The 22,844-nt window shown below is 60.0% G+C and carries 19 protein-coding genes; 10 read left to right on the top strand and 9 right to left on the bottom strand.

What is annotated here, in order from left to right:
- On the top strand, positions 1 to 572 hold a 572-nt coding region (locus NW846_RS04800), incomplete at its 5' end, for a proton-conducting transporter membrane subunit (RefSeq protein WP_414515431.1).
- A 51-nt stretch (positions 573 to 623) separates the two neighbouring features.
- Here the strand turns inward: NW846_RS04800 and NW846_RS04795 are convergent.
- Together NW846_RS04795 and NW846_RS04790 are read right to left on the bottom strand one after the other, a co-directional pair.
- Complete coding sequence (locus tag NW846_RS04795; protein ID WP_414515429.1) at positions 624 to 1,220, bottom strand: Uma2 family endonuclease; 597 nt, start codon at positions 1,218 to 1,220, stop codon at positions 624 to 626.
- Between the two features lie 65 nt (positions 1,221 to 1,285).
- Positions 1,286 to 2,032 (bottom strand): rhomboid family intramembrane serine protease, encoded by a 747-nt coding sequence (locus NW846_RS04790; protein WP_414515427.1) that lies wholly within the window; start codon positions 2,030 to 2,032, stop codon positions 1,286 to 1,288.
- Between the two features lie 193 nt (positions 2,033 to 2,225).
- Here NW846_RS04790 and NW846_RS04785 point away from each other — a divergent pair, with 193 nt between their 5' ends.
- Complete coding sequence (locus NW846_RS04785) at positions 2,226 to 2,900, top strand: response regulator transcription factor (protein ID WP_011433588.1); 675 nt, start codon at positions 2,226 to 2,228, stop codon at positions 2,898 to 2,900.
- 148 nt (positions 2,901 to 3,048) lie between these two features.
- Here the strand turns inward: NW846_RS04785 and psb35 are convergent, their stop codons facing one another.
- Positions 3,049 to 3,357, bottom strand: a complete 309-nt coding sequence (gene psb35, locus NW846_RS04780) for a photosystem II assembly protein Psb35 (protein WP_414422025.1) — start codon at positions 3,355 to 3,357, stop codon at positions 3,049 to 3,051.
- Positions 3,358 to 3,494: 137 nt separating this feature from the next.
- Entirely contained in the window at positions 3,495 to 3,713 is a 219-nt protein-coding gene (locus tag NW846_RS04775) for a hypothetical protein (RefSeq protein WP_011433585.1), read from the bottom strand.
- Positions 3,714 to 3,897: 184 nt separating this feature from the next.
- Between NW846_RS04775 and NW846_RS04770 the strand changes: the two genes are divergently transcribed.
- From NW846_RS04770 to radC, 4 genes are read left to right on the top strand one after another with little or no spacing between them, the layout of a single operon-like run.
- The gene (locus NW846_RS04770; protein ID WP_414331647.1) at positions 3,898 to 5,175 is read left to right on the top strand and encodes a cysteine desulfurase; all 1,278 of its coding nucleotides are present in this window, start codon (positions 3,898 to 3,900) and stop codon (positions 5,173 to 5,175) included.
- A gap of 38 nt (positions 5,176 to 5,213) precedes the next feature.
- Positions 5,214 to 6,275, top strand: a complete 1,062-nt coding sequence (locus NW846_RS04765) for a CIA30 family protein (protein ID WP_414515424.1) — start codon at positions 5,214 to 5,216, stop codon at positions 6,273 to 6,275.
- Entirely contained in the window at positions 6,268 to 7,965 is a 1,698-nt protein-coding gene (locus tag NW846_RS04760) for an ArnT family glycosyltransferase (RefSeq protein WP_414515422.1), read from the top strand. Before NW846_RS04765 ends, NW846_RS04760 begins: the two co-directional genes overlap by 8 nt.
- A gap of 7 nt (positions 7,966 to 7,972) precedes the next feature.
- On the top strand, positions 7,973 to 8,704 hold the full coding sequence (gene radC, locus NW846_RS04755; protein ID WP_011430522.1) for a RadC family protein: 732 nt from the start codon (positions 7,973 to 7,975) through the stop codon (positions 8,702 to 8,704).
- Between the two features lie 84 nt (positions 8,705 to 8,788).
- On the opposite strand, the gene fmt is transcribed toward radC, so the two are convergent.
- The 4 genes from fmt to NW846_RS04735 form a co-directional block, all read right to left on the bottom strand.
- The gene (fmt, locus tag NW846_RS04750; protein WP_099813161.1) at positions 8,789 to 9,757 is read right to left on the bottom strand and encodes a methionyl-tRNA formyltransferase; all 969 of its coding nucleotides are present in this window, start codon (positions 9,755 to 9,757) and stop codon (positions 8,789 to 8,791) included.
- 24 nt (positions 9,758 to 9,781) lie between these two features.
- On the bottom strand, positions 9,782 to 10,489 hold the full coding sequence (locus tag NW846_RS04745) for a hypothetical protein (RefSeq protein ID WP_071813519.1): 708 nt from the start codon (positions 10,487 to 10,489) through the stop codon (positions 9,782 to 9,784).
- A 76-nt stretch (positions 10,490 to 10,565) separates the two neighbouring features.
- The gene (gene mgtE / locus NW846_RS04740) at positions 10,566 to 11,966 is read right to left on the bottom strand and encodes a magnesium transporter (protein WP_414346942.1); all 1,401 of its coding nucleotides are present in this window, start codon (positions 11,964 to 11,966) and stop codon (positions 10,566 to 10,568) included.
- A gap of 288 nt (positions 11,967 to 12,254) precedes the next feature.
- Complete coding sequence (locus tag NW846_RS04735) at positions 12,255 to 13,979, bottom strand: electron transfer flavoprotein (RefSeq protein ID WP_414346943.1); 1,725 nt, start codon at positions 13,977 to 13,979, stop codon at positions 12,255 to 12,257.
- 369 nt (positions 13,980 to 14,348) lie between these two features.
- Here NW846_RS04735 and NW846_RS04730 point away from each other — a divergent pair, with 369 nt between their 5' ends.
- Both NW846_RS04730 and NW846_RS04725 read left to right on the top strand, forming a co-directional pair.
- Positions 14,349 to 15,719, top strand: a complete 1,371-nt coding sequence (locus NW846_RS04730; RefSeq protein ID WP_414346944.1) for a DUF2079 domain-containing protein — start codon at positions 14,349 to 14,351, stop codon at positions 15,717 to 15,719.
- Positions 15,720 to 15,962: 243 nt separating this feature from the next.
- Entirely contained in the window at positions 15,963 to 18,011 is a 2,049-nt protein-coding gene (locus NW846_RS04725) for a PhoX family protein (protein ID WP_414515419.1), read from the top strand.
- Between the two features lie 175 nt (positions 18,012 to 18,186).
- Here the strand turns inward: NW846_RS04725 and ilvD are convergent, their stop codons facing one another.
- A complete protein-coding gene (ilvD, locus tag NW846_RS04720; protein ID WP_099813398.1) occupies positions 18,187 to 19,884 on the bottom strand; it encodes a dihydroxy-acid dehydratase in 1,698 nt (565 codons plus the stop codon).
- A gap of 256 nt (positions 19,885 to 20,140) precedes the next feature.
- Between ilvD and fbp the strand changes: the two genes are divergently transcribed.
- Complete coding sequence (gene fbp / locus NW846_RS04715) at positions 20,141 to 21,139, top strand: class 1 fructose-bisphosphatase (RefSeq protein ID WP_414346469.1); 999 nt, start codon at positions 20,141 to 20,143, stop codon at positions 21,137 to 21,139.
- Between the two features lie 41 nt (positions 21,140 to 21,180).
- Positions 21,181 to 22,731 (top strand): glucose-6-phosphate dehydrogenase, encoded by a 1,551-nt coding sequence (gene zwf, locus NW846_RS04710; RefSeq protein ID WP_414346431.1) that lies wholly within the window; start codon positions 21,181 to 21,183, stop codon positions 22,729 to 22,731.
- The last annotated feature ends 113 nt before the right edge of the window (positions 22,732 to 22,844 follow it).

Below are 22,844 nucleotides of genomic sequence, written 5' to 3'. Positions count from 1 at the left end.
GCGGCGCCATGCTGCAGATGATCTCCCACGGGCTGATCGGGGCCAGCCTGTTCTTTTTGGTGGGGGCCACCTACGACCGCACCCATACGCTGGAGCTGGAGGAAATGGGCGGCGTTGGCCTGAAGATGCCCAAGATCTTCTCCATGTTCACCGCCTGCTCCCTGGCTTCGCTAGCCCTACCCGGCATGAGCGGCTTTGTGGCCGAGATCATGGTGTTTATCGGCATGGCCACCACCGATGCCTACTCTCTCCCCTTCCGGTTGGTGGTGGTTTTCCTGGCAGCAGTTGGGGTGATCCTGACCCCCATCTACCTGCTGTCGATGTTGCGGCAGATTTTCTTTGGCCCAGAGAACAAAGAGCTCACCGAACACGAAGAATTGGTAGATGCTGAGCCACGCGAGGTGTTCATCATTGCCTGCCTGTTGATCCCAATCATCGGCATTGGCCTCTATCCCAAGCTGGTGACCAGCCTCTACGACCAATCCACTAACGCTTTGGTGGCGCTGCTGCGGCAGGAACTGCCCCAAACTGGTGAGACGGTTGCCCAAGCCCCTGCCCTCTACAACAACTGAATGTTGAATTTGAATTGAGAATTGAGGGATGGAAGGAGATCCACTCTTTTTCTATCCCGCATTGGACTTGTGGCTCTCGCCAGCTTGAACTTGCATCCAGCCGAACAAAGTTGCGATTGTCAGTTGGATCCCTTGGGCAAACGCAGGAGTGGGGATCACCTCTTGGGGATCCTCATGTACTGTCGGCTGCTGCCCGGCAGGGTAGGCGAAAACAATCCTTTCTTCGGGAGCCACGATCCACCCCATTTGGCAGCCGTGATCCAGGCCGATCAAGATTTTTTTGACCAGCTTCATTGGATTTTGATCGGGAGAGAAAATCTCGATCATCCAATCAGGGCAAAAGGGGATGAGATTTTGAATGGTGCCATCTTCATCCACAGGGATCCGATCCCAGGGGATCACAGAAATATCGGGCACAATCGCGTATCCGGCGAAGGTGCAGCGCAGCTCTGGAAATGCCATTCCCAGTTGAGAAGGCTCCAACATCTCGTTAATGAAGCTACCCAGTTTTAGTTGGAGACGGCTATGTTTTCCCTGTGGCATGGGCTTCTGGATAATTTCTCCTTTGATGAACTCGCTGGCGGGCTGAGTTTCCGGCTGTTGTAGAAAGTCTTCCAGAGTTAGAGGCTTGGCAGATAGACTGACCATGGCTTTCTCCCATCACGCTGCTATCCGATTAACAATAGACTGAGAAAGTATCAAAGCTGATCAAATCAAAACAGATCCCTGTCACGTTGTTGCCAAGTCATTTGGCGGTCATAAGGGCTTTTGCCGGAAAACAACCCCATCAGCGGCCCCAAAATGGCCCCAAACACAAAACCGCCCGCATGGGCCCAATAGGCAATCCCCCCACCCTGCATACCGATGTTGGTAGGCGTCTGTAGGCTGGCAATGCCGTAGAAGGCTTGCTGGATGAACCAAAAGCCCAGGAACACCCAGGCAGGCACATAGATGGTTGTAGTAAAAATTCCGAGGGGCACCAGGGTCAAGATCTCAGCCCGGGGAAAACGCAGGATGTAGGCTCCCAATACGCCGGCAATGGCACCACTTGCGCCCAGAGAAGGAATGGGGGATCCCATGTCGAAAAACCACTGCGTTAATGCAGCCAAAGCTCCGCAAGACAGGTAAAAGATGAGGTAGCGCACATGGCCCAAGCGATCCTCAACGTTGTTGCCGAAAACCCACAAAAAAAGCATGTTCCCGCCAATGTGGAGAAAGCCCCCATGCAGAAATTGTGAGGTGAATAGGGTTACCCATTCTGGACGCGACGAAGAGGTGATCTCCCCTCGAAAACTGGCCGTCAACTCTATCGGTACCACTGCCCACTCCCGGAAAAAAGCTGCCAGCTCTTGTGGCGACAGGGTTAGCTGGTACAGAAAAATTAAGATGTTAACGATCACCAGGGCATAAGTGACATAGGCTGTGCGGGTGGTTGGGTTGCGATCTTGCAGGGGTACCACAGTTAAGATCCAGTCGACGTCACACTCTAGCCTAGCCTGTGCTTTTCTGCCCCCCCAGGTTCACCTCTAAACCCCTACCTGAGGCTACACTAGGGTAACCTGCTGGGAGCTTTGCTGGTGAACCTATTTCAGTTTTCAGTCAAGCCCGCCCGGCAGAGGATAAACTGCAAGGCTGGACTAGAGGAGTGGATTGATGTCCGAGGTTGAAAGCCCCACTGCCCCGCTCAAGTTTTTGATCGTCGAAGATCATCCAGAGGTGGCTCAAAACAACTGTGAGTGGCTGCAACGCATTGCAGCAGATGCTCAATGTATTACGGTCACCAATCCCATGGACGCCATCCTGCGCCTGCAGCGGGAACAACCGGACTTGGTTGTAGCCGATCTGCTCTATGGTCAAACCAGCGGAGAGCAGTCTGCCGAGCCTGGCCTAGAGTTCCTGCGCCATATCTTTGAGAACTACCCCACCTTGAATGTGATGGCCTATTCCAGCGAGCCGCTGCTGCTCACTCCATTGGTGGGCCTGATCAGCAAACACCAGGGTGGGTTTGCCGCGGTCAACAAAATGGAACGGCGCACCGTGTTTTTGGAGGGGGCCAAAAGTGCCCTGAATGGAGAATTGCGCATGCCGCGGGAGTTGCGCGGTCTTACGAAGCTGACAGAACGAGAAATTGAGGTCTTGAACTTGCTCTGCAAAGAAGCCCTCACCGATCAGGCCATCGCAGATCGCATTCACACCAGCAAGAAGACCGTACAAAACTGTATCCAGAGGCTCAAAGAAAAGCTAGATATTTTCGGCTCTGAGGATGAGATCAACGCCCGCGTTGCCATGTGCATGACAGCTGTTCAGAAAAAGATTATCCAGTGGTAAAGGCTGAAGGCCAGCAGTGACTTGCATCTGCGGCCAGCTCCAGCTTGGGGTACTGGCAAAGGCTTAGTCAAAGCCAGAAGAAGAGAGGCGGAGCTCTCCGGCTGCCATTTTCCAATTCTTCCAGCCATCAGACAGCTTTCAACTGGGATCAGCGGATCCCCAGTGCAGAGGCAAACACGCTGTGGCCCACTATGGCCTCTACCACAACACTGATGGCAAACCCCAGCATGGCCAGCCGTCCGTTCCATCGCTCGGCCTTCTCCGTCCAGCCAATCTCCCACTCCGGCGGGGTATCGCCGTCTTGACCGTACTGCGGCACGTACCGCGGGCGACCGGCGCCTTCCCAGCCAGCAGGGCGCTTGGAGTTGAAGAAAGCCATCGAGCCAATCACAACAGCGGCCACCAGCCCGGCCACCATGACGGCAATGTAGGGGAGGAAGGGATTGTCAAGCATCATCGGACTGTCGAGATAGGGATTGAAGGGTGAAAAAGCTCCCAAAAAGGGTAGAGCTGTAACATCTCAAAGCCGAAGAGAAAGTCTGTGAGATGTCCAATGTGGCTCTACCGAAAAGTTCTTCGACAAATTATTGCAGGTTATTGCAGACCTAGCCACTGGGCGAGAGTGCTGGCAAAAACACTGTGGCCCAGCACCGCTTCTGTAGCAATGCTGATCACCAAGCCCAACATGGCCAAGCGTCCATTCCAACGCTCCGCTTGCTCCGTCCAGCCCGGAATCCAGTCGTTGGTGGTGTCGTAGTACTGGGCAACAGAAGCGGAGTCCAAGCGAGAAGGGATCCTGGGAGAAGATTGCATTGTCAATACCTCATATCGATTGCTGTAACTAATCTTAACATCAGGTTACATTTTGTGACAAGTTTCGCTTTCAGGTCAGGGCGGAAGGGATCCCTGGATGCTGGAAGGGATTGGGCGGATGGGTTTGCCGAAGGCTGGCCGGAAGCGATGTCATACTGAGGGAAGCAGGCTTTTTGCGCAGACCATGGCGGTATCCCCCCTTTCTTCTCTCAAGCTTGACCATTCTTTCGATCTGGCTGCCCAGGTGCGGTCAGATTTTCCGATTTTGCAGCGCCAGGTCAACGGCCACCCGCTAATCTACTTTGACAATGCCGCCACTTCTCAAAAGCCACTGGCGGTTATGCAGGCGATGGATCATTACTATCGACACTGCAACGCCAACGTGCATCGTGGGGTCCATACGCTGAGCAACGAAGCCACAGATGCCTATGAGGGGGCGCGGGAAAAGATCGCTCGGTTTGTGAACGCGCCTTCTCCTCAGGAGATCATCTACACCCGCAATGCCAGCGAAGCCATCAATCTGGTGGCCTACAGTTGGGGCTTGAGCCATCTGGAGCGGGGGGATGAGATCGTCCTCTCGGTGATGGAGCACCACAGCAACCTAATCCCGTGGCAATGGGTGGCCCAGAAGACGGGAGCCCACCTCAAGTTCATCCAGATTACGCCAGAGGGAGAGTTGGATCTGGAGCACTACCAATCTTTGCTCAGCGACCGCACCCGCTTGGTGGCGGTAACCCAGGTCTCCAACATGCTGGGATCCATCAACCCCGTTCAGGAGATTACTGAACTGGCCCATCGTTACGGAGCCAAGGTTTTGCTGGATGCCTGCCAGAGCGTGCCCCACATGCCTGTGGATGTCCAGGCGCTGGATTGCGATTGGTTGGCCTTTTCGGGGCACAAGATGTGTGGCCCAACGGGGATTGGCGTCCTCTACGGCAGGCGGGAGCTGCTGCGAGCGATGCCCCCTTTTTTGGGTGGGGGAGAGATGATCGCCGATGTGTACTGGGATCACGCCACCTATGCGGATATCCCCCACAAATTTGAGGCTGGTACGCCGGCGATTGCTCAGGCGGTGGGGCTGGGGGCAGCCGTAGATTACTTGAGCCAGATCGGTCTGGAGCGGGTTCATGCCCATGAACAAAGGTTGATTACCCACCTGTTGGACGGGATCCAGCACATAGCGGGTATTACGGTTTATGGCCCCAAGGATCCGGCGCGACGGGCAGGGCTGGTTAGCTTTTCGGTGGAGGCTGTCCATCCCCATGACCTGTCTACTTTGCTGGATGAGCAAGGCATTGCCGTTCGAGCGGGGCACCACTGCACTCAACCCCTCCATCGCTATTTGGGAGTACAATCCACTGCCCGAGCCAGTGTTTACCTGTACAACACGTTGGCGGAGGTGGATCGCTTTTTAGACGTGTTGGCAGAAGCGGTGGAGTTCTTCGGCGCTGCCCTAAGCTAGGGATCCGGGATAGACCTCTGAAGAGATGAGGTAGACTCATGCCTTGGGATCTGGGGCGGTTCTGGAACACGCTCACCTACTATGAGGCCCTGCCTTGGGCTGAGGTGTGGCGTCGGGTTCAAAATGGGTTCCAGGCCGTGGAGGATGATTTTGTGCCACCTTCTCTTTCCGAGCCGGTCGCTATCCAGATAGGGGTGGTGGGGGAAGGTTTGCCTGACGGGTTGGCGGAGGCCCTGCGGCAGCAGGGCGTGGAGGTGAGCCATACGCCAGATTGGGCGACAGCAACCGTGATCCTAGGTTTGGGGGATCCACCAACGGCCAAGGCTTATCTGGAGCAATTGCGCAGCAGTGGGCAAACGGAGCGGATGCTGTTCGACTTTCGCCGGCCCAACCCGGATTTGCATCGGTTTTGGGGCATTTTGGACGATGTGGTGATGGGCGGGGTGAGCCAAAGCCAACTGCTCTGGGGAAAGGAGGAGCTGCTGTTCGCAGGCCAGGTTTCCACGGCCAACTTTGGGGGGTTTGTTTCCACGCGCACCCGCAATTGGCAGCCGCCGCTGGACTTGTCGGGGTTTGCCGGTCTGGAGCTGCGCCTGCGAGGGGATGGGCAGCGGTATAAGGTCTTACTGCGGGATCAAGGCGGCTGGGACAGCCCCGCCTACGGCTATGCCTTCGACACCAAGCCGGGAGAGGAGCAGACCGTTCAGATCCCTTTTGCGGAGATGGTTGCCACGTTCCGCGCCCGCCGGGTTTCTGCTCCCCCTCTCAATAGTCGCCAGATCTACTCGCTGCAACTGATGCTAAGCAAGTTCGAGGCCGATGGCAGCCCAAACCCCCGCTTCCGGCCTGGGCCCTTTCAGCTGGCCGTGCGCTGGATCGGGCTGTATCGCCGGGAGGGGCTGCCGCAATTGATCGGGGTGGCGCGGGGATCCCTTGCCCCGGAGTGGATAGCTGCCCTGCAGGGTAGCTCCAGCCGTTGGTGTGGGGTGGAGATTCCGGTAGAGACAGAGGGATCCGCTCTGGCAGCCCAGTTGCTCCGCCTCCTGCGCTCGCCTCAGAGCGTGGGCCGGGTGGTGTCTTCAGAAGCTTTCCATGCCTAGCTTTCTGGGCCGCCTCAAGGGATCCCTGGGGATGGGGCTTTTGGCCGGCCTGTGGCTGTGGGTAGGTCAGGGGATCCCCTACCTGTTCGACTGGGATGAGCTGATCTACGCCAGCTTGGCGCGGCAGATGCTGGCCAGCGGGGATCCTTTCTCGTTGGCCATCAACGGGGAGCCTTTTTTCGAGAAGCCCCCTCTCTTTTTTTGGCTGCAGGCCCTGGCGATGGCGGCCCTGGGGGTCAACGAAGGGGCGGCGCGGCTGCCCAATGCCTGGGTTGGCGGGATCACCGTAGCCCTTTTGGTGGCGTGGGGAGGGCGGCTGCGCGGGGCGGGGTTTGGCTGCCTCTGGGGGATCCTGCTCCTGACGGGCTACCTGCCCCTGTTTTTCTACAAAACCGGCCTCATCGACCCGCTGCTGAATTTGGGTATGGGCGTGGGGCTGGGATCCCTTTGGGCTGCTGAGGAGGCGCGTCGGGCCGGGCGCTCCGGTCAGGGGTGGAGAGCTCTGGGCGCGCTGGCTTTGGGCCTGGCGGTGTTGGCCAAGGGGCCGGTGGGGCTGGTGTTGCCGCTAGCCATCTGGATCCTCTACAAGCTCTGGCAGCGGGATCCGCCAATGGGGTGGGGGGAGATGGTGATCTTTTTGGGCCTGGCGGCGGCTGTTCCCCTGGCCTGGCTGGTGCTGGAAGTGACAGCGCGGGGGCTGCAGTGGCTGGCGGCGTTTTGGCACTACCAGTGGGGTCTGGTGAGTACCCCCAGCGGCCATCCGGGCCCGGTCTACCTGCATCTTTTGGCCTTTGCCTGGGGGTGCTTTCCCTGGGGGGCTTTGGCCCTGGCCGGGATCCTGGAGAGGATCCCCAGGAGTATTGACTCGGCGGCTGCGGATTTAACTCAGCGGGCAGAACGCCTGCTCTTGGTGGCCTTTGGGGTGGTGCTGGCCCTGTTTTCGCTCCTGGTGCAAACCAAGTTGATCCACTACACCTCGCTGCTTTACCCCATCGGCGCCTACTTTGCCGCCCTGCGCCTGCAAGGCCTGGTTGCCGAGAAAAGGGGGCCCAGCTTTGGGGAAACTGCCTGGATCCTGCTCAGCGGCCTGGGTTGGCTGGCCCTGTGGCTGCTATTGCCGTGGCTGGGATCCCAGGATCCGGCTTTGCGGGCCCAAGTGGGGGCCGCCTTGGGGATCCCCGACAGCCTAACCGGCCGTTTGGCCCTGGGATACCTACAGGCCGAGGTGGAATGGCCCTTCTTCACCTATGGCCCTGCTTTGCTCCTGGTGCTGGGGGGACTGGCCTGGATCAGGGCGCGGCAGAGCGTTCGGGGATGGGCCATCTTGCTCTTGGCCACTGGACTCAGCGCCCAGTTGGCCTGGAGCTGCATCTTCCCAAGGGTGTTGCAGCATACCCAGGGGGGATCCGTCTACTTTTTCCGCCAGTTTGCCGGCCCAGAACCGGCTCTTTCGGGAAGGGTTGGCCTCTACGGGCTCCGCTCGTTTGTACCCTATTTTTATAGTCCGCTGCGGGTGCCCTATGCCGCCAAGCTGGAGGAGCTGGCTGCCTGGCAAGCCCAAGGCCAGGTGCCCGACTATCTGGTGACCTGGGATCCCTTTGTAGCTGAGCTAACGGAGCCAGGGATCCCAGCGGCAGCTTGGCAGGCCGTGGAGCGCCGCAGCCCCTTTTGGCTGTTGAAGAAAACCTAGGGAAGATATGGGCCAGTACGTGTTGCGGATCAGCGACCTTCCCCTTCAGGATCGCCCGCGCGAGCGGCTGCTCAGCCAAGGGGCCAAAAGCCTCTCCCACGCCGAGCTGCTGGCCATTTTGCTCAATACCGGCCAGGGGCCGGGCAAGCTCTCGGCTGTGGGCCTGGCCCAGTTGCTCTTGAAAACATTGGAAGCCCAAGGGGATCCCCTGGCCCAACTGCGCCAGGTGGAAGCCGGAGAGCTGCTGCAAATTGAGGGCATTGGCCCAGCCAAAGCAGCAACAGTGTTGGCCGCCATCGAGCTGGGGCGGCGGATCTTTTTGGCCCGACCCCCCGAGCGGACGGTGATTGAATCGCCGGAACAGGCGGCCATGGCCCTAAGCGGCGACCTGATGTGGGAGCCCCAGGAGCATTTTGCCGTCCTGCACCTGGACATCAAACACCGCCTCATCGGCCAGCAGATCGTAACCCGGGGAACCGCCACGGAAACCCTCACCCACCCGCGGGAAACCTTCCGCAGCGCCATTAGGCAAGGGGCCAGCCGCATCCTGGTGGCCCACAACCACCCCTCCGGCAGCTTGGATCCCAGCCCGGAAGATCTTGCTCTCACCCGGCAACTCTTGCAGGCGGGGCAACTGCTGCAGATCCCGGTTTTGGATCACCTCATCCTCGGCGGCGGGCAGTTCCTCAGCCTGCGCCAACACACCCGCCTGTGGGAGGAATTTCCCCAGCCCGAGTAGTTCCAAGCGCTCCGCGCCGCTAACGCGACCACCCCCGCCCCCCTACATCCCCCCGCAGGCGGGGGGACAAGAGGGGGGCCGGGGCTAGGGATCCGGCAGCACCTCAAAGCGCATGCCCACCCTGAGTTGGCCGCCGTTGACCAGATCCCAGGCCGACTGTTCCTTCCTGCCGGGCAGTTGGGCCCGCCGGATGAGGAGGGATCCCTCCCCTGTGGCCACATACACCCCTTCTCCCCTGGCCAGTCCCACCACTTCTCCGGGGCTGCCCGGGGGAAGCTCGGCAGGTGGCGGGTGCAACTGGGGAGCGGCGGAGCGGACAATCTTAATCCGCTGCCCCTGCAAGCCGGTAAAACAGTCCGGGGAAAAGGCGCGGATTTGGTTGTGCAAGGCCTGGGCCGGGCGCTGCCAGTCGAGCTGGAAGTCCTGTTTTTTAAGCAGGGGGGCATAGGTTGCCCGCGAGTCATCCTGGGGAATGGGGGTCAGCTCTCCTTTTTCCAGTTTCACCAGGGTTTCCACCAGCAGCTCTGCCCCCCGTTGGGCCAGTTGGGAGGCCAGCTCCAAGCCGGTCTGCTCCGGCTCGATGGGCAGCTTGGCCTGCAGCAAGATGGCCCCCGTATCCATGCCTTCGTCCATGAGCATGGTGGTGACGCCGGTCTCGGTCTCGCCGTTGGCAATGGCCCACTGGATGGGGGCGGCGCCGCGATAGGCCGGCAGAAGGGAAGCGTGGACATTGATGCAGCCCAGCTTGGGCATCTGCAGCACCGCCGGCGGCAAGATCTGGCCGTAGGCCACCACCACAAACACATCGGCAGCCAGCGCCTCTAGCGCCGCCAGCACCTCTGGATCCCGCCGCAGCCGGCCAGGCTGCCACACCGGGATCCCGTGGGCTTGGGCGAGGATCTTGGTGGGCGGGGGGAGCACCTTCTGTCCTCGCCCCTGCGGCCGATCCGGCTGGCAGACCAATCCCACCACTTCAAAGGGAGACTGCGGCTGCAACAAGATCTGCAGCGAGGGCAGAGCAAACTCCGGCGTGCCAAAGAAAACAACCCGCATGGCCGACCCCCTGAGCCCTGCCCTTTAGTCTAGAGCGGCCGGGGAAGGTGGAGAGGGCTCGCCCTCGGCGGCGTCGGCTGCTGGAGAAGGAAAGGGAGAAAGCCTGGTCGGGGAAGCCTGCCAAAAGGCGGGCTGTTTGAGATCGAACTCTTGGCTCCAGGCCGGCAAGAAGGAGCCCAGCTTTTGCCCGGAAAGCCGCAGCCGCTGCACAAAGGTCCATTCCAGACGGGTCAAGGCCCGCCGCACAAAGTCCTTGGCCCAAGCCGGATCCGGAACTTCCGCTGCCTGCAAGTTCACCTGTAAGAGGCCCAGCTTGGGGTGCAGATGGACGCGGGCCTGGATCCCCTGCGGGCGCAGCAGGTAGTCGAGCACATACTGGATAGCTTCTCCATCCCCGCGTTGGGCGCGATACAAGGGGCTGTTGGGGTTGGGCGGCGGCTGGTAGCGCCACTCGCGGTGCCACTCCGGGATCCCTTCGTTGGGGGGAAAGCCAAACAGCTCCACCTGGCGCTGCCGGTAGCTCAACGCTATTTCCTCTAGGGTTGGCAAGAGGCCCTGCAGCAGCCGATCCGCATCCGGGAGGGGATCCCCTTCCAGGCGCAGCAACAGGCGGTGTCCGGAAAGACGCGCCTGCACCTGCAGATGTCCCAGCCCCTGGGATCCCAGGGCTGCTTGCAAGCGAGCCACGATCTCCGGGAGAGCCGCCTGGACCTCCACAGAATGGTCAGACATCGGCAGGGATCCGCAACAAGACCAGATCCAACCTAGCCCAAGTTCGGCAAGGGCTTGGAGGGGTTGCCAGCCGGGGCTAGATTCCCAGGATTAAGCGGGCAACGGAGAAGTAGATCAACACCCCTAGCACATCCACAATCGTGGTGATGAAGGGGGTAGCCATCAAAGCGGGATCGAAGCCGAAGGAGCGGAACAAAAAGGGCAGCCCCGCCCCCGACACCGAAGAGAGAACAGAAATCCCAAATAGGCTCAGCCCGACGATGATCGCCACCAAGAGATCCCGCTGCAGGGCATAGGCCCAGCCGATGGTGATCAAGCTGAGCATGATCCCCAGCATGGCTCCCACCGCCGCTTCCCGGGCCAGCACCCCAAACCCGTCCTTGAGGCGCACCGTCGCCGTGCTCAGGCCGCGAATCACCACCGTCGAAGACTGGGAGCCGACGTTGCCGCCGCTATCCACCAACAGGGGGATAAAAGCCGCCAGGGGAATCACCTGGCTTAAGACTTCTTCCTGACCGGCAATAATCGTGCTGGTAAAGGTGTTGGTAAACAGCAAAATCAGCAGCCACACCACCCGCTTGCGGGCCGCCTGCCAAAAGCTGAGGTCGAAATAGTCCTCTTCTCCAGACTGCAACCCCCCCAAGGAGTAGATGTCTTCGGTGGCCTCTTGCTCCAGGATGTCCAGTACATCATCTACCGTAACGATCCCCACCAGTCGCCGCTCGGCATCCACCACCGGCACCGCCAACAGGTCGTACCGCTGGATGACCCGCGCCACTTCTTCTTGGTCGGTGTGGGTGCTGACAAACACCACCTCCCGGTTCATCACCTCCTCCAGCCGCTGGGCCGGGTCGGCCATCACCAACTCCCGCAAGGACAGGGTTCCCGTCAGGTGTCGCTCTTGGTCGGTGACGTAGAGGTAGTAGATGGTCTCGGTTTCGCGGGCCAAGAGGCGCACCCGCTCCAGCGCCTCGGCTGCGGTCAGGTTCTCTCGCAGGGAAATGTATTCCGGAGTCATGATCCGCCCCGCGGTGTTGGGGGCATAGCCCAGCAGCAAGGCTGTGGCTTCCCGCTCTTCGGGGCTGAGCTGCGGCAGCAGTTCGGCAACCACCTTGGCCGGCAGTTCGTCGAAGAGGCGGGCCCGGTCGTCCGGCGACATCTTGTCCAGGATGTCCTGGATCTCTTGGCTTCTGAACTCGCGCAGCAGCGTCTGTTGCAGCTCTATGTCCAGGTGTTCGTAAACGCGGATAGCCAGATCCTTGGGCAGCAAGCGAAAGGCCAGAGCCTGCTGCGCCTCCGGCAACTCCCCAATGACCTCGGCAATGTCCACCGGCTGCACCGGCAGCAGGAGAGATTTGGCCTGTTCCAAGTTGTTTTCCTTTAAGGCCAAGCTGAGCTGGCCGCGCAAGAGCTCACAAGATTGCTCGCGGCTCAACTCAGGACTGGGGGCGGGTGGGATCAGCGGGGCGGAATTCAACGGCCTTGCTCCCTGCAACTCTAGCTGTAACCAAAGGTCGGGCGGCGCAAGCCCCGGACTTTAGCCCTGGGGATAAGCCGCCTTATCTCGACTTTATGATGATGTCACGAGCGCCTGCGGATTTCGATCCACGGTATTGGTTCGAGCAATATCCGACGCAAGTATCTCGGCTTGGCCCAGTAGTTGGGGTTATGGCGTCCTCCCCAACCCCCCGTCTACGGGGGGCCCTGGAGAGAACGTCAATAATGCCAGCAAGGCTGAGCCCCTATTTCGCTGGCCACAGCTCGGCTAGAGCCCATAAAAGTCGGGGCCGGATCCCTCGTAGCTGGGGTTAACCCGCAGGTTTAAGTGGGGGCAGACGATCTCGCAGGTGCGGCACTGGATGCAGTTTTCCAGCGACATGGCGTGGGAGCGGATGCCGTTTTGCTCGCGGATGTGGTGGACTTCCGCGGTGCAATCGGCCACGCAGGGGGTGGGGCGGTTGAGCTTGTCGTAGGTGGCAATGCACTGGCGGCAGATCTCGGCGCTGAACTCGAGGATGTGCCGGTTGCCTTCGGGGTAGCGGGGATCCGCAAAAAAGACGGCATCGGATCGCGAGAAATAGCCCGCTCGCGTGGTCAATGTTTCGGGATCCAGACCTGGGGGAGCCACAAAGTCCGCTTGGATGGCGGCATGGGGGGCCACATATCCCCGTGGGGGTGGCTCGCTGGCGCTGACCCGTCCCGTCAGCAGGGTATAGGCACGCAGGAGTTCCCTGCCGCGACGCACGGGATCCTGCAGGCCCCAGCGCAGGGATCCCAGCCAAGGGTGGCCGGCATCAACGCTGCGGCAGATCTGGGGCAGGTACGCTTCCAGCAGATGGGGGTTTTCCAAAAAGGCTTCCCGGAAGTAGCGGCTACGGTAGAGATCTTGGCCAACGGAGCTCTCCATCACCGCCTTTTGGTAGGCCTCTTGGATCCGCAGATCTCCTTTCAAGAAGCCGTCGTGAATGAGGCCCGCCGCCAGGTAGCCGGTCTCCATGGCGTTGTTGATCCCGGCCAGGCTGCCCACATCCAGCACCCCCAGGGCATCGCCCAAAAGCAAAGCCCCTTCGACGCCAAAGCGGCTGGGCAAGCTGTAGTAGCCCCCTTCGGGAATGACAGCCGCCCCGTACTTGAGCAACTTGCCGCCAGCAATCAGGGACTGGATCCAGGGGTGGGCTTTGAACTCCTGCAGGCGCTGCTGCGGGTTGAGGTTGGGATTTTTGCTGTCTAGGCCAATGATGAGGCCCAGAGCCAGGCGGTTATCTTTGAGACCATAGACAAAGCCGCCGCCAAAGCTGCCATCCAAAACCGGGTAGCCCAGGGTGTGCCACACCTGCCCCTGCAGTGAGCAAGGGATCTGCCACAGCTCCTTGACCCCCACTGACCACAGTTGCGGGCGGGGGCGCAGGTGAAACTTTTCGATCAGATCCTTAGAGATAAACCCCTTGTCGCCAAAACAAGTGAGCTCGGCAAAGACGCAATCTTCATAAACCTGGCCGGAGTCGCTCACCCGCACCCCAATGACTCGCTCCCCCTCATAGAGGATCTCATGGGCGGCAAAGCCGGGGAACACATCCAGGGTGACGTTGGGGATCCCTTTGGCTTTTTCCTGCAGGGTTTCGGCCAGCCAGCGGATGACATGGCTGAGGGTAAGGATGAACTGCCCCTGTTTGCGCAGCCCCTTTGGGATCGCCGCCTCTGGCAAGTCCCAGCGCTCCTGGGATCCCAGTACGCTCAGGTGGCTCACCTCCACCCGCCCCTCGTGGGGAAATCCTTGGCTCTCAAAATCCGGGAAAAGCCTGGCGATTACCTGGGGATTGCAGATGGCACCACTGATGATGTGCCCGCCGAATTGCCGGGCTTTTTCCAAAAGGGCGATGGAGAGCTTGAGCCCCGAGAGCTTGGCCAGATCCAAAAGGCGATGGGCCAGGATCAGGTTGGAGGAGCTCCCCCCCACCAAAAGCAGGTCGTAGCGGATGGCGTCACTCATGCAAAATTCCCCACCCAGTGGCTCTGGAGAGTCTGCCCGTATCCTAGAAAGGAAAAGTGGAAAGATCCCAAAACTTTAGACCTTCTCAAGGCTTTGGGCGTTCTCCCCGCGGGGGCCCACCCCCAGCCTCTTGCCTTGCTTGGGTAGGGATCCCTCCTTCCTGCAATTTTTCCAGCTAGCCGGATTCGAGCCTCTCTTGCCAGAGAAAAAGGGGCTGTCTTTGAGCTGGCTTGCGGTCTTACTGCTAGCTGGCAGAGCTTGGATTCTACGCTAAACAAGTTGTAGGCGGCAATGAAGGAACATCCTCTGTCCAAGTCTTTCTTGGCAACGCTGGTTGGAGCCTTCTTTGTTCTTTTAGGCTGCAGCGTTGTGCGGCACCACTTGTTTCAGTCGGGAGGGTATGATCTCGGTATTTTCGACCAAGCTGTTTATTTAATCAGCCGTGGCGAGGTTCCTTTTTCTACTATTCGCGGGATCCACATTCTTGGGGATCACGCAGCTTTTATCTTGTATCCTCTCAGTCTCTTGTATCGCATTGTTCCCTCTGTATATTGGCTGTTTGGCATCCAAGCTCTGGCACTAACGCTGGGAGCGCTGGCCGTTTACCATCTGGCGCTCCAGGCCGAGATTGATTTTGGCAGGGCGAGAACAATTGCCGCCGCCTATCTTCTCTACCCAGCCATCTTCAACGCCAACCTTTTTGATTTTCATCCAGAAGTGTTGGCCGTTCCCCTTTTTTTGGCCGCTATACTCTGTGTTCGCTCTGGCAAGCTGTGGGGGTTTTTGCTGTGCCTAGGCGGCATCCTCGGCTGTAAGGCGGCATTGTCTCTCAATGTCGCTGCCCTGGGAGTTTGGCTTTTGATCTGGGAAAGCCGGCGGATTGACAAGCGCTGGCAACGGCGCTGCCAAGTGGCCGGCTGGCTTGCCATAGCGGCAGGGTCGGCTTGGTTTGGCGTGGCTACTTTTTGGATTATTCCTCACTTCAGTGGCAGCGAGCCGGCAGCCGTTTCTCACTATAGCTATTTGGGCAGTTCTGTTCCTGAAATTATCCAAAACTTGGTTCTCAAGCCAACATTAGTCCTGGGCAAGGTCTTCTCTCTCGACACCCTATTCTATGGATTTTTGTTAGTCATCCCTGTGGCTTGGGGCCTCTCTTGGCGCCACTGGGATCCCTGGATCCCTGCCCTGCCAACTTTGGGGCTGAATATCCTTTCTAGCAATCCTGCTTATCGGGACCTGGTGCACCAGTACGCGCTGCCTGTTGTTCCTTTTCTATTTCTAGCTGTTATCGAAAACGGGAAGACGACCAACCCTCCCGCCTCTTCTGCGAAAGTAAACAAAACAGCCCTGATCTGGTCTTTGCTGGCTTTTTTGGCTTTGGCCAAGTATACCTTTTTCGGCTCCCTCTATCTCCAGTCTCTCGACACTTGGCAGGCCACTCGTGAGGCCCTTGCCCAGATCGCCACCTCAGGGGGCGTTCTCACCACCCATGAGATCAGCCCCCACCTCACCCATCGGCGGGTTATTTACTTTACCGACGAGAGCCGCTTTAAGGGATCCCCTCCCGACCAATGGGATCCCTTTGATTATGTCTTGCTCAACAGCCGCCATCCGGGGTGGCGCAGCAGCCCAGAGTTCTCCCAGACCCTGATTGCCGCTTTACAAAACGAAACCTCATTTCGACTTCTCTACCATCGCGATGGGGTGTATCTGTTCTCCAGGCTACGAGAAAGATCCTGACAGGCAGCCGCAGCAATGCCCTGCCTCATCGCAACAAATCGTTAAAAAAAATTGTTACGTCGATCTAAAGAAATTCTCCAAATCGGCAAGGCTTAACCTGGGCTTGGTCTCTCCTTAACTTCGAGCCACTAGTTTTGTAGTGCCTATCCTTATGCGTGAAAACAGTCACGCGGGGAATAGATGTTTTTTGTAAAACATCTAGCTTCTAGAAGACCGACAAGACAAGAGAAGAGGAGAACCAAAGTGAATAGCAATCCGCATGGCCCCCGGCTCCGTCATGGGGACGAGCCTCTGTGCAATCATTCGCCCAACCCTACCTTCAGCAGCATTCTGGAAACCCGCCTGCAGCGGCGCCAAGTGCTGCAGGGCGGCATTGCGGCGGCAGTGGCCACCTTTTTCGGCCTGCCGGCGCTAAACGGCGCTTCCAAATCTGCCAAAGCGGCCAGCGGCAGCTCCTTGCTGGGCTTCAAGGCGATCCCCGTGAGTGCAGAAGACAAAGTGGTGGTGCCCGAAGGCTACACGGCTCGACCGCTGCTGGCCTGGGGTACCCCCATCACCGGCACCTACCCACAGTTCAAGCTGGAAAACACCGGCGCCGAGCAAGGGATGCAGGTGGGCAGCCACCACGACGGCATGCACTTCTTCCCCATTGATGGGAAGGATCCCTGGCAGGGCCGCTCTGATGAGGGCTTGTTGGTGTTCAACCACGAGTATGTGGAGCCGCGCTTCATGCACGCTGCCGCCAAGGGGCAAAAGTTTGACGACGAGGACTATCCGGTCAATCCCGACGGCAGCCGCGATCCCGATCAAGTACTCAAAGAGCTGAACGCCCACGGGGTGAGCATTGTCCACATCAAGCAGCAGGGGGACGGCAACTGGACTGTGGTGCGGGATCGCCTCAACCGCCGCATTACCGGCCTCACCCTCATGGAGATCCACGGGCCTGTGCGGGGATCTGACTTCGTCAAGACCAAGTTCAGCCCCGATGGCACGATGACGCGGGGCACCTTGAACAACTGCGCCCACGGCGTTACCCCCTGGAACACCTACCTCACCTGCGAAGAAAACTGGGCCGGCTACTTCACCAACACCAGCAAAGGGCCGGATCAAAAGCCCAACCTGCCCCGCGAGCACAAGCGCTACGGCGTGAGCACCGAGACCTCCCGCTACGGCTGGGAGCTGGCCAGCAACAAAGCCGACGAGTTCATCCGCTTCAACGCCACCCCCACGGGCGCCGATCCCACCCAGGACTACCGCAACGAGCCCAACACCTTCGGCTGGGTGGTGGAGATCGATCCCTTTGATCCCAGCAGCACTCCCAAGAAGCGCACCGCTCTGGGCCGCTTCGCCCACGAAGGCGTGGTGTTTCAGCCGCCGGTGGAAGGCCAGCCGATTGTGGCCTATATGGGGGACGATGCCCGCTTTGAGTACATCTACAAGTACGTCTCTGCCGAGCCCTACCGCAAGGAAACGGCGGGCGGACATCTGTTGGACAATGGCACCCTGTATGTGGCCAAGTTCAACGAAGATGGCACAGGGGAGTGGCTGCCGCTGGTGTTTGGGAAAAACGGTCTAACCCCGGAAAACGGCTTCACCAGCCAAGCAGATGTGTTGGTGAACACCCGCACGGCGGCGGATTTTGTCGGTGCTACTAAAATGGACCGGCCTGAGTGGGGAGCGGTGGATCCCAAGACCCGCATGGTCTACTTCACCCTGACCAACAACAGCCGTCGGGAACAAGACCAGGTGAACGCTGCCAACCCCCGTCCCAAAAACAAGTGGGGTCACATCATCCGTTGGAAGGAAGCCAACGACCGGCCTCAAGCCACCCGTTTCGAGTGGGATCTCTTTGTCTTGGCCGGGCCGCCTGAAGATAGCCGCACCCTATCAGGTCAACCCCTCAATGCAGATAACATCTTCAACTCTCCCGATGGGCTGTGGTTCGATGCCAGCCGTCGCCTCTGGATCCAGACCGACACCAGCGAAAGCAATCTCAACCAAGGGGATTTTGCTCCTTTTGGCAATAACCAAATGTTGGCTGCCGATCCGGATACAGGGGAAATTCGCCGCTTCTTGACCGGGCCGATTGGGCAAGAGATCACCGGTGTGGTCACCACTCCCGATCAGCGCACCATGTTCATCAACGTGCAGCACCCAGGCGCCAGCACCAGCGAGGACGACTTTGCTGCCGGCAAGGTCGATTCCCGCTGGCCAGACTACGACCCCAATCTCTACCCCCGCTCGGCGGTGGTGGTGATCACCAAAAATGACGGCGGGATCATCGGCACTTAATCGGCGCTGAATCCTCATTATCAACCGCATCACGCAATCAGGCGGCAGGGATCCTTCATCTCTGCCGCTTTCTTGCACTTAACCCAGCAAGGCTGATCCCTGCAGGGTCAGGAATCTGGAGCTATCTCTCAAGTACCAATTCTCCCTCTGGGAGACGAGCCGGGGGTGAGGGAAATTAATCCCACAGGTTTAAATCCGTCACTGCCCCCAGGCTGCTGCTGGAGACCAGCTTGGCGTACTTGGCTAGGGTGCCCCGTTTGTAGCGAGGCTCAGGAGGAGACCAGCGGGCGCGGCGGCGGGCCAGCTCTTCCTCACTAACATGCAGGTGCAACAGGCGAGCGGGGGCATCGATGGTAATGAGATCCCCTTCCTCCACCAGGGCAATGGGGCCGCCTACGTAGGCCTCAGGGGCCACATGGCCCACCACCATGCCGTAGGTGCCGCCGGAGAAGCGGCCATCGGTAATCAGGCCCACGCTGTCCCCCAGGCCGGCGCCGATGATGGCCGAAGTGGGGGAGAGCATCTCCCGCATGCCGGGGCCGCCCTTGGGGCCCTCGTAGCGGATCACCACTACGTCCCCCGGTCGAATTTGGCCGGCGAGGATGGCCTGCAGGCAGGATTCTTCTGAGTTGAAGACTCGCGCCGGCCCCGCGATCTTGGGAGTCTTGACGCCGCTGATCTTGGCCACCGCCCCTTCGGGCGCGAGGTTGCCTTTGAGGATAGCGATGTGCCCTTGGGGGTAAAGGGGGCTGTGCCAGGGGCGGATGACCTCTTGGTCGGGGCTGGGCTCGTCGGGCACGTCCCGCAAAACCTCGGCAATCGTCTGGCCGGAGATGGTGAGGCAGTCGCCGTGCAGCAGGCCGTGGTTGAGCAAGATCTTCATTACTTGGGGGATCCCGCCGGCCCGGTGCAGATCGGTGGCAACAAACCGGCCTGAAGGCTTGAGGTCGCAGAGGACGGGCACGCGGGCGCGGATGGTCTCGAAGTCATCCAGCGTCAGGGGCACTTCTGCTGCGTGGGCAATGGCCAAAAAGTGGAGCACGGCGTTGGTGGATCCCCCTACCGCCATGATGACCGAGATGGCGTTCTCAATGCTCTGGCGGGTGATGATGTCCCGGGGTCGGATATTGGCTTGGATGGCCTCAGCCAAGACCTTGGCCGATTGGGCAGCGCTTTCGGCTTTCTCTTCGTCCTCTGCCGCCATCGTGGAAGAGTAGGGCAGGCTCATGCCCATGGCCTCAAAGGCGCTGGACATGGTGTTGGCCGTGTACATGCCGCCGCAGGATCCAGCACCGGGACAAGCATGGCGCTCGACTGCCAGCAGCTCGTCCTCGGAGATGCGGCCAGCGCTGTACTCCCCTACGGCTTCAAAGGCGCTGACGATGGTGAGGTCGCGGCCGTTGTAATGCCCCGGCTTGATGGTGCCGCCGTAGACGAAGATGGCGGGCACGTTGAGACGGGCCATGGCGATCATCGCCCCCGGCATGTTTTTGTCGCAGCCGCCGATGGCCAAGAGACCATCCATGCTCTGGCCGTTGACCACCGTCTCGATAGAATCGGCGATCACCTCCCGCGACACCAAGGAGTATTTCATCCCCTCCGTACCCATGGAAATGCCGTCGCTGATGGTGATGGTGCCGAAGACCTGAGGCATGCAGCCGGCGGCCCTGAGGGCAGCTTCGGCGCGCTCGGCCAGGGTTTGGATGCCGATGTTGCAGGGAGTGATGGTGCTGTGGGCGTTGGCAATGCCGACGATGGGCTTGCCGAAGTCCTCATCACGGAAGCCCACGGCCCTGAGCATGGCGCGGTTGGGAGAGCGCTGCACCCCCTGGGTGACCACTTGGCTGCGCAGCGGAAAAGGAGGGTTGGCCATCATAGGTAAAGAGCGGGACAATAAGCCCGCGCTGGGATCCAATTCAAAAAAAACAAGTAGAACCTATCCTACTCGGTTTTTCGCCAGGCAAGCCGAACGAGAACCCTGCCGGCAGGCCAAATCTAAAGCAACCCTGTAAGTTCTCGGCTCTCGCTGTCGGGATTGGCCAGCCTAGCTAGTAAGAATCCTGAGGAAGCCTGCGATTATGGTGGTCAGTTCTTCTCCGCCCGTAGTGCCCAGCAGCGCCGAGCGCGAGATGGCGCGGGATGTGCTTACCCTCTCCCGGCATGTGCTGCAGCAGTTTAGCGGCTTTACCCCTGAGGCCCAAGACTTCAGCGCCCTGATGAACCGCATTGCTCTGGCCGGCAAGATGATCGCCCGCCGCCTCAGCCAGGCAGGGCTGATCGAGGGGACGCTGGGGGTAACCGGCAGCGTCAATGTGCAGGGGGAAGAGCAGCAGCGGATGGACGACTACGCCAACCGGGCCTTCATCCGCGCTTTGGAGCAGACCGGCCTGGTGTGCCGGCTGGTATCAGAAGAGCTGAAAACGCCGGCCCGCCTGCCGGAAAACTGCTTCCTCAGCCGCTTGGCCCTGCTGATCGATCCCTTGGATGGATCCTCCAACATTGACGCCAACCTCAGCGTCGGCTCTATCTTCTCCGTTCTTCACCCCCTTGAGGATCGTCCGGAAGCAGACAACCAAGATCTCCTCCAGCCAGGCCGTCGCCAACTGGCCGCCGGCTACATCCTCTACGGCCCCAGCACGCAACTGGTCTATTCCGTCGGCAAGGGAGTACACAGTTTTACCCTGGATCCCAGCTTGGGCGAGTTCATCCTCTCCAAGAGCGACCTTCGCATTCCCGAACGCGGCTCCGTCTACAGCCTTAACGAGGGCTACTTCTGTCAGTGGAGCGAAGGGATCCAGAACTATGTCCGCTATGTCCACCGCCGCGATGGCTACACCGCCCGCTACAGCGGCGCTCTGGTGGCGGATTTTCACCGCATCCTGTTGCAGGGAGGAGTGTATCTCTACCCTGGCACCCGGCAAAAACCAGAGGGCAAGCTGCGGCTGATGTACGAGGCCAACCCGCTGGCGTTTTTGGCTGAGCAGGCGGGAGGCGTAGCCACCACCGGCACCGAGGCCATCCTGGACATCGTGCCCCAATCCCTGCACCAACGAGTGCCTTTGATTATCGGCAGCCGCAAGAATGTGGAAGAAGTGTTGCGCTGCCTGGAAGGGTCGTTGACCCCCTAGCCACCCTTCCCAACCCCGCCCACCCAAGCTGAGCCGACCCTATGGCAACCCTGACTGAAAACCCCTTGCGCGTTGGCCTCAACCAAGAGCGCATTCCGGATCCTTGTATTTTGGTGCAGTTTGGTGCTTCCGGAGATCTGGCCGCCCGCAAGCTGATCCCGGCCTACTACCGGCTATTCGTGCAGCGACGGCTGCCGCCGGAGTTTACCTTGGTGGGGGTGGCTCGCCGCGACTGGAGCCACGAGATCTATCGGGACAAGATGCGGGCGGCCCTGGAAGAATTTGCCCCCCAAGATCTGGGGCCAGAAGCCCTCTGGCAGGACTTCGCCAGCCGCCTGTTCTATTGTCGCCTCGATATCGGAGAGGCCGAGGGCTACCTGCGTCTCAAGCAACTCCTCGGCCAACTGGATGAGGAGCGGGGCACCCGCGGCAACCGGGTGTTTTATCTGGCGGTGGCGCCGGACTTCTACGCCCAGGCCATCCAGCAGTTGGGGGCAGCGGGGATGTTGGCCGATCCAACCAAAACGCGGGTGGTGATCGAAAAGCCCTTTGGCCACGACCTCACCTCGGCTCAGGAGTTGAACCGCATCGTACAGCGGATCTGTCAGGAAGAGCAGGTCTACCGCATCGACCACTACCTGGGCAAAGAGACGGTGCAAAACCTGCTGGTCTTTCGCTTTGCCAACGCCATCTTTGAGCCTCTCTGGAACCGCAACTACATCGACCACGTGCAGATTACGGTAGCGGAAACGGTGGGGGTGGAGGACCGGGCCGGCTACTACGACGCTGCCGGCGCTCTGCGGGACATGGTGCAAAACCACCTGATGCAGATCTATTGCCTGATTGCCATGGAGCCGCCCGTCTCCTTGCGCAGCGACGGCGTGCGCAACGAAAAGACTAAGGTGCTGCAGGCCACCCGCCTGGCGGACACTCGCAATGTAGCTGCGGCAGCAGTGCGGGCCCAGTACGGCCCTGGTTGGATTGGCGGCAAGCCGGTGCCAGGCTATCGCCAAGAGCCCAATGTTAACCCCAACTCGCAAACCCCCACCTACGTTGCCCTGAAACTGGAATGCGACACCTGGCGGTGGCAGGGGGTGCCCTTTTACCTGCGCACCGGCAAGCGCCTAGCCAAGAAGGTCTCCGAGGTGGCCATCTACTTTAAGCAGGTGCCGCTATCTCTTTTTCCTTCGGCAGCGCGGGAGGTGAGCCCCAACATCCTGGTGCTGCGCATACAGCCCAACGAGGGCATCTCCTTGCGCTTTGAGGCCAAGATGCCGGGGCCGGAGATCCGCACCCGCTCGGTGGAAATGGATTTTCGCTACGGGACAGCCTTTGGGTCAACCACGCCAGATGCCTACGAGCGCCTACTGTTGGACTGCCTGCTGGGGGATCCCACCCTGTTCACCCGCGCTGACGAGGTGGAAGCCGCCTGGCGGGTGGTGACGCCGGTTTTATCGGCCTGGGAAGCCCAGCCCGGCGGCAATGGCAGCAGCGTTGCGCCGCCGCTGTACACCTACGAAGCCGGCACCTGGGGGCCGAAGGCCGCCGAAGACCTGCTGGCCCAGTCGGGGCGGCGGTGGCGACGCCTCTAGTTTGTTTCAATCGCTGCCTTTACCCCCAGCCCCTCTTCCTCAGGGAGGGGGGAGTTGGAGGCCGCCGACACGTTCGCGACAGCGTTGGATAGCAATATGGTTGAAACCAGTCC

Source organism: Synechococcus sp. W60.3 (assembly GCF_047502615.1).
GTDB lineage: Bacteria > Cyanobacteriota > Cyanobacteriia > Thermostichales > Thermostichaceae > Thermostichus.
The sequence above is the reverse complement of the archived record's forward strand: the minus strand, read 5'-3'. Positions and strand labels throughout refer to the sequence as shown.

What these genes read in the sequence shown, in the direction of transcription:
- NW846_RS04795 (WP_414515429.1), bottom strand. Translation starts at nt 1,220, where the DNA reads ATGGTCAGTCTATCTGCCAAGCCTCTAACTCTGGAAGACTTTCTACAA.
- NW846_RS04785 (WP_011433588.1), top strand. Translation starts at nt 2,226, where the DNA reads ATGTCCGAGGTTGAAAGCCCCACTGCCCCGCTCAAGTTTTTGATCGTC.
- psb35 (WP_414422025.1), bottom strand. Translation starts at nt 3,357, where the DNA reads ATGATGCTTGACAATCCCTTCCTCCCCTACATTGCCGTCATGGTGGCC.
- NW846_RS04775 (WP_011433585.1), bottom strand. Translation starts at nt 3,713, where the DNA reads ATGCAATCTTCTCCCAGGATCCCTTCTCGCTTGGACTCCGCTTCTGTT.
- NW846_RS04770 (WP_414331647.1), top strand. Translation starts at nt 3,898, where the DNA reads ATGGCGGTATCCCCCCTTTCTTCTCTCAAGCTTGACCATTCTTTCGAT.
- NW846_RS04765 (WP_414515424.1), top strand. Translation starts at nt 5,214, where the DNA reads ATGCCTTGGGATCTGGGGCGGTTCTGGAACACGCTCACCTACTATGAG.
- NW846_RS04760 (WP_414515422.1), top strand. Translation starts at nt 6,268, where the DNA reads ATGCCTAGCTTTCTGGGCCGCCTCAAGGGATCCCTGGGGATGGGGCTT.
- radC (WP_011430522.1), top strand. Translation starts at nt 7,973, where the DNA reads ATGGGCCAGTACGTGTTGCGGATCAGCGACCTTCCCCTTCAGGATCGC.
- fmt (WP_099813161.1), bottom strand. Translation starts at nt 9,757, where the DNA reads ATGCGGGTTGTTTTCTTTGGCACGCCGGAGTTTGCTCTGCCCTCGCTG.
- NW846_RS04745 (WP_071813519.1), bottom strand. Translation starts at nt 10,489, where the DNA reads ATGTCTGACCATTCTGTGGAGGTCCAGGCGGCTCTCCCGGAGATCGTG.
- NW846_RS04735 (WP_414346943.1), bottom strand. Translation starts at nt 13,979, where the DNA reads ATGAGTGACGCCATCCGCTACGACCTGCTTTTGGTGGGGGGGAGCTCC.
- ilvD (WP_099813398.1), bottom strand. Translation starts at nt 19,884, where the DNA reads ATGGCCAACCCTCCTTTTCCGCTGCGCAGCCAAGTGGTCACCCAGGGG.
- fbp (WP_414346469.1), top strand. Translation starts at nt 20,141, where the DNA reads ATGGCGCGGGATGTGCTTACCCTCTCCCGGCATGTGCTGCAGCAGTTT.
- zwf (WP_414346431.1), top strand. Translation starts at nt 21,181, where the DNA reads ATGGCAACCCTGACTGAAAACCCCTTGCGCGTTGGCCTCAACCAAGAG.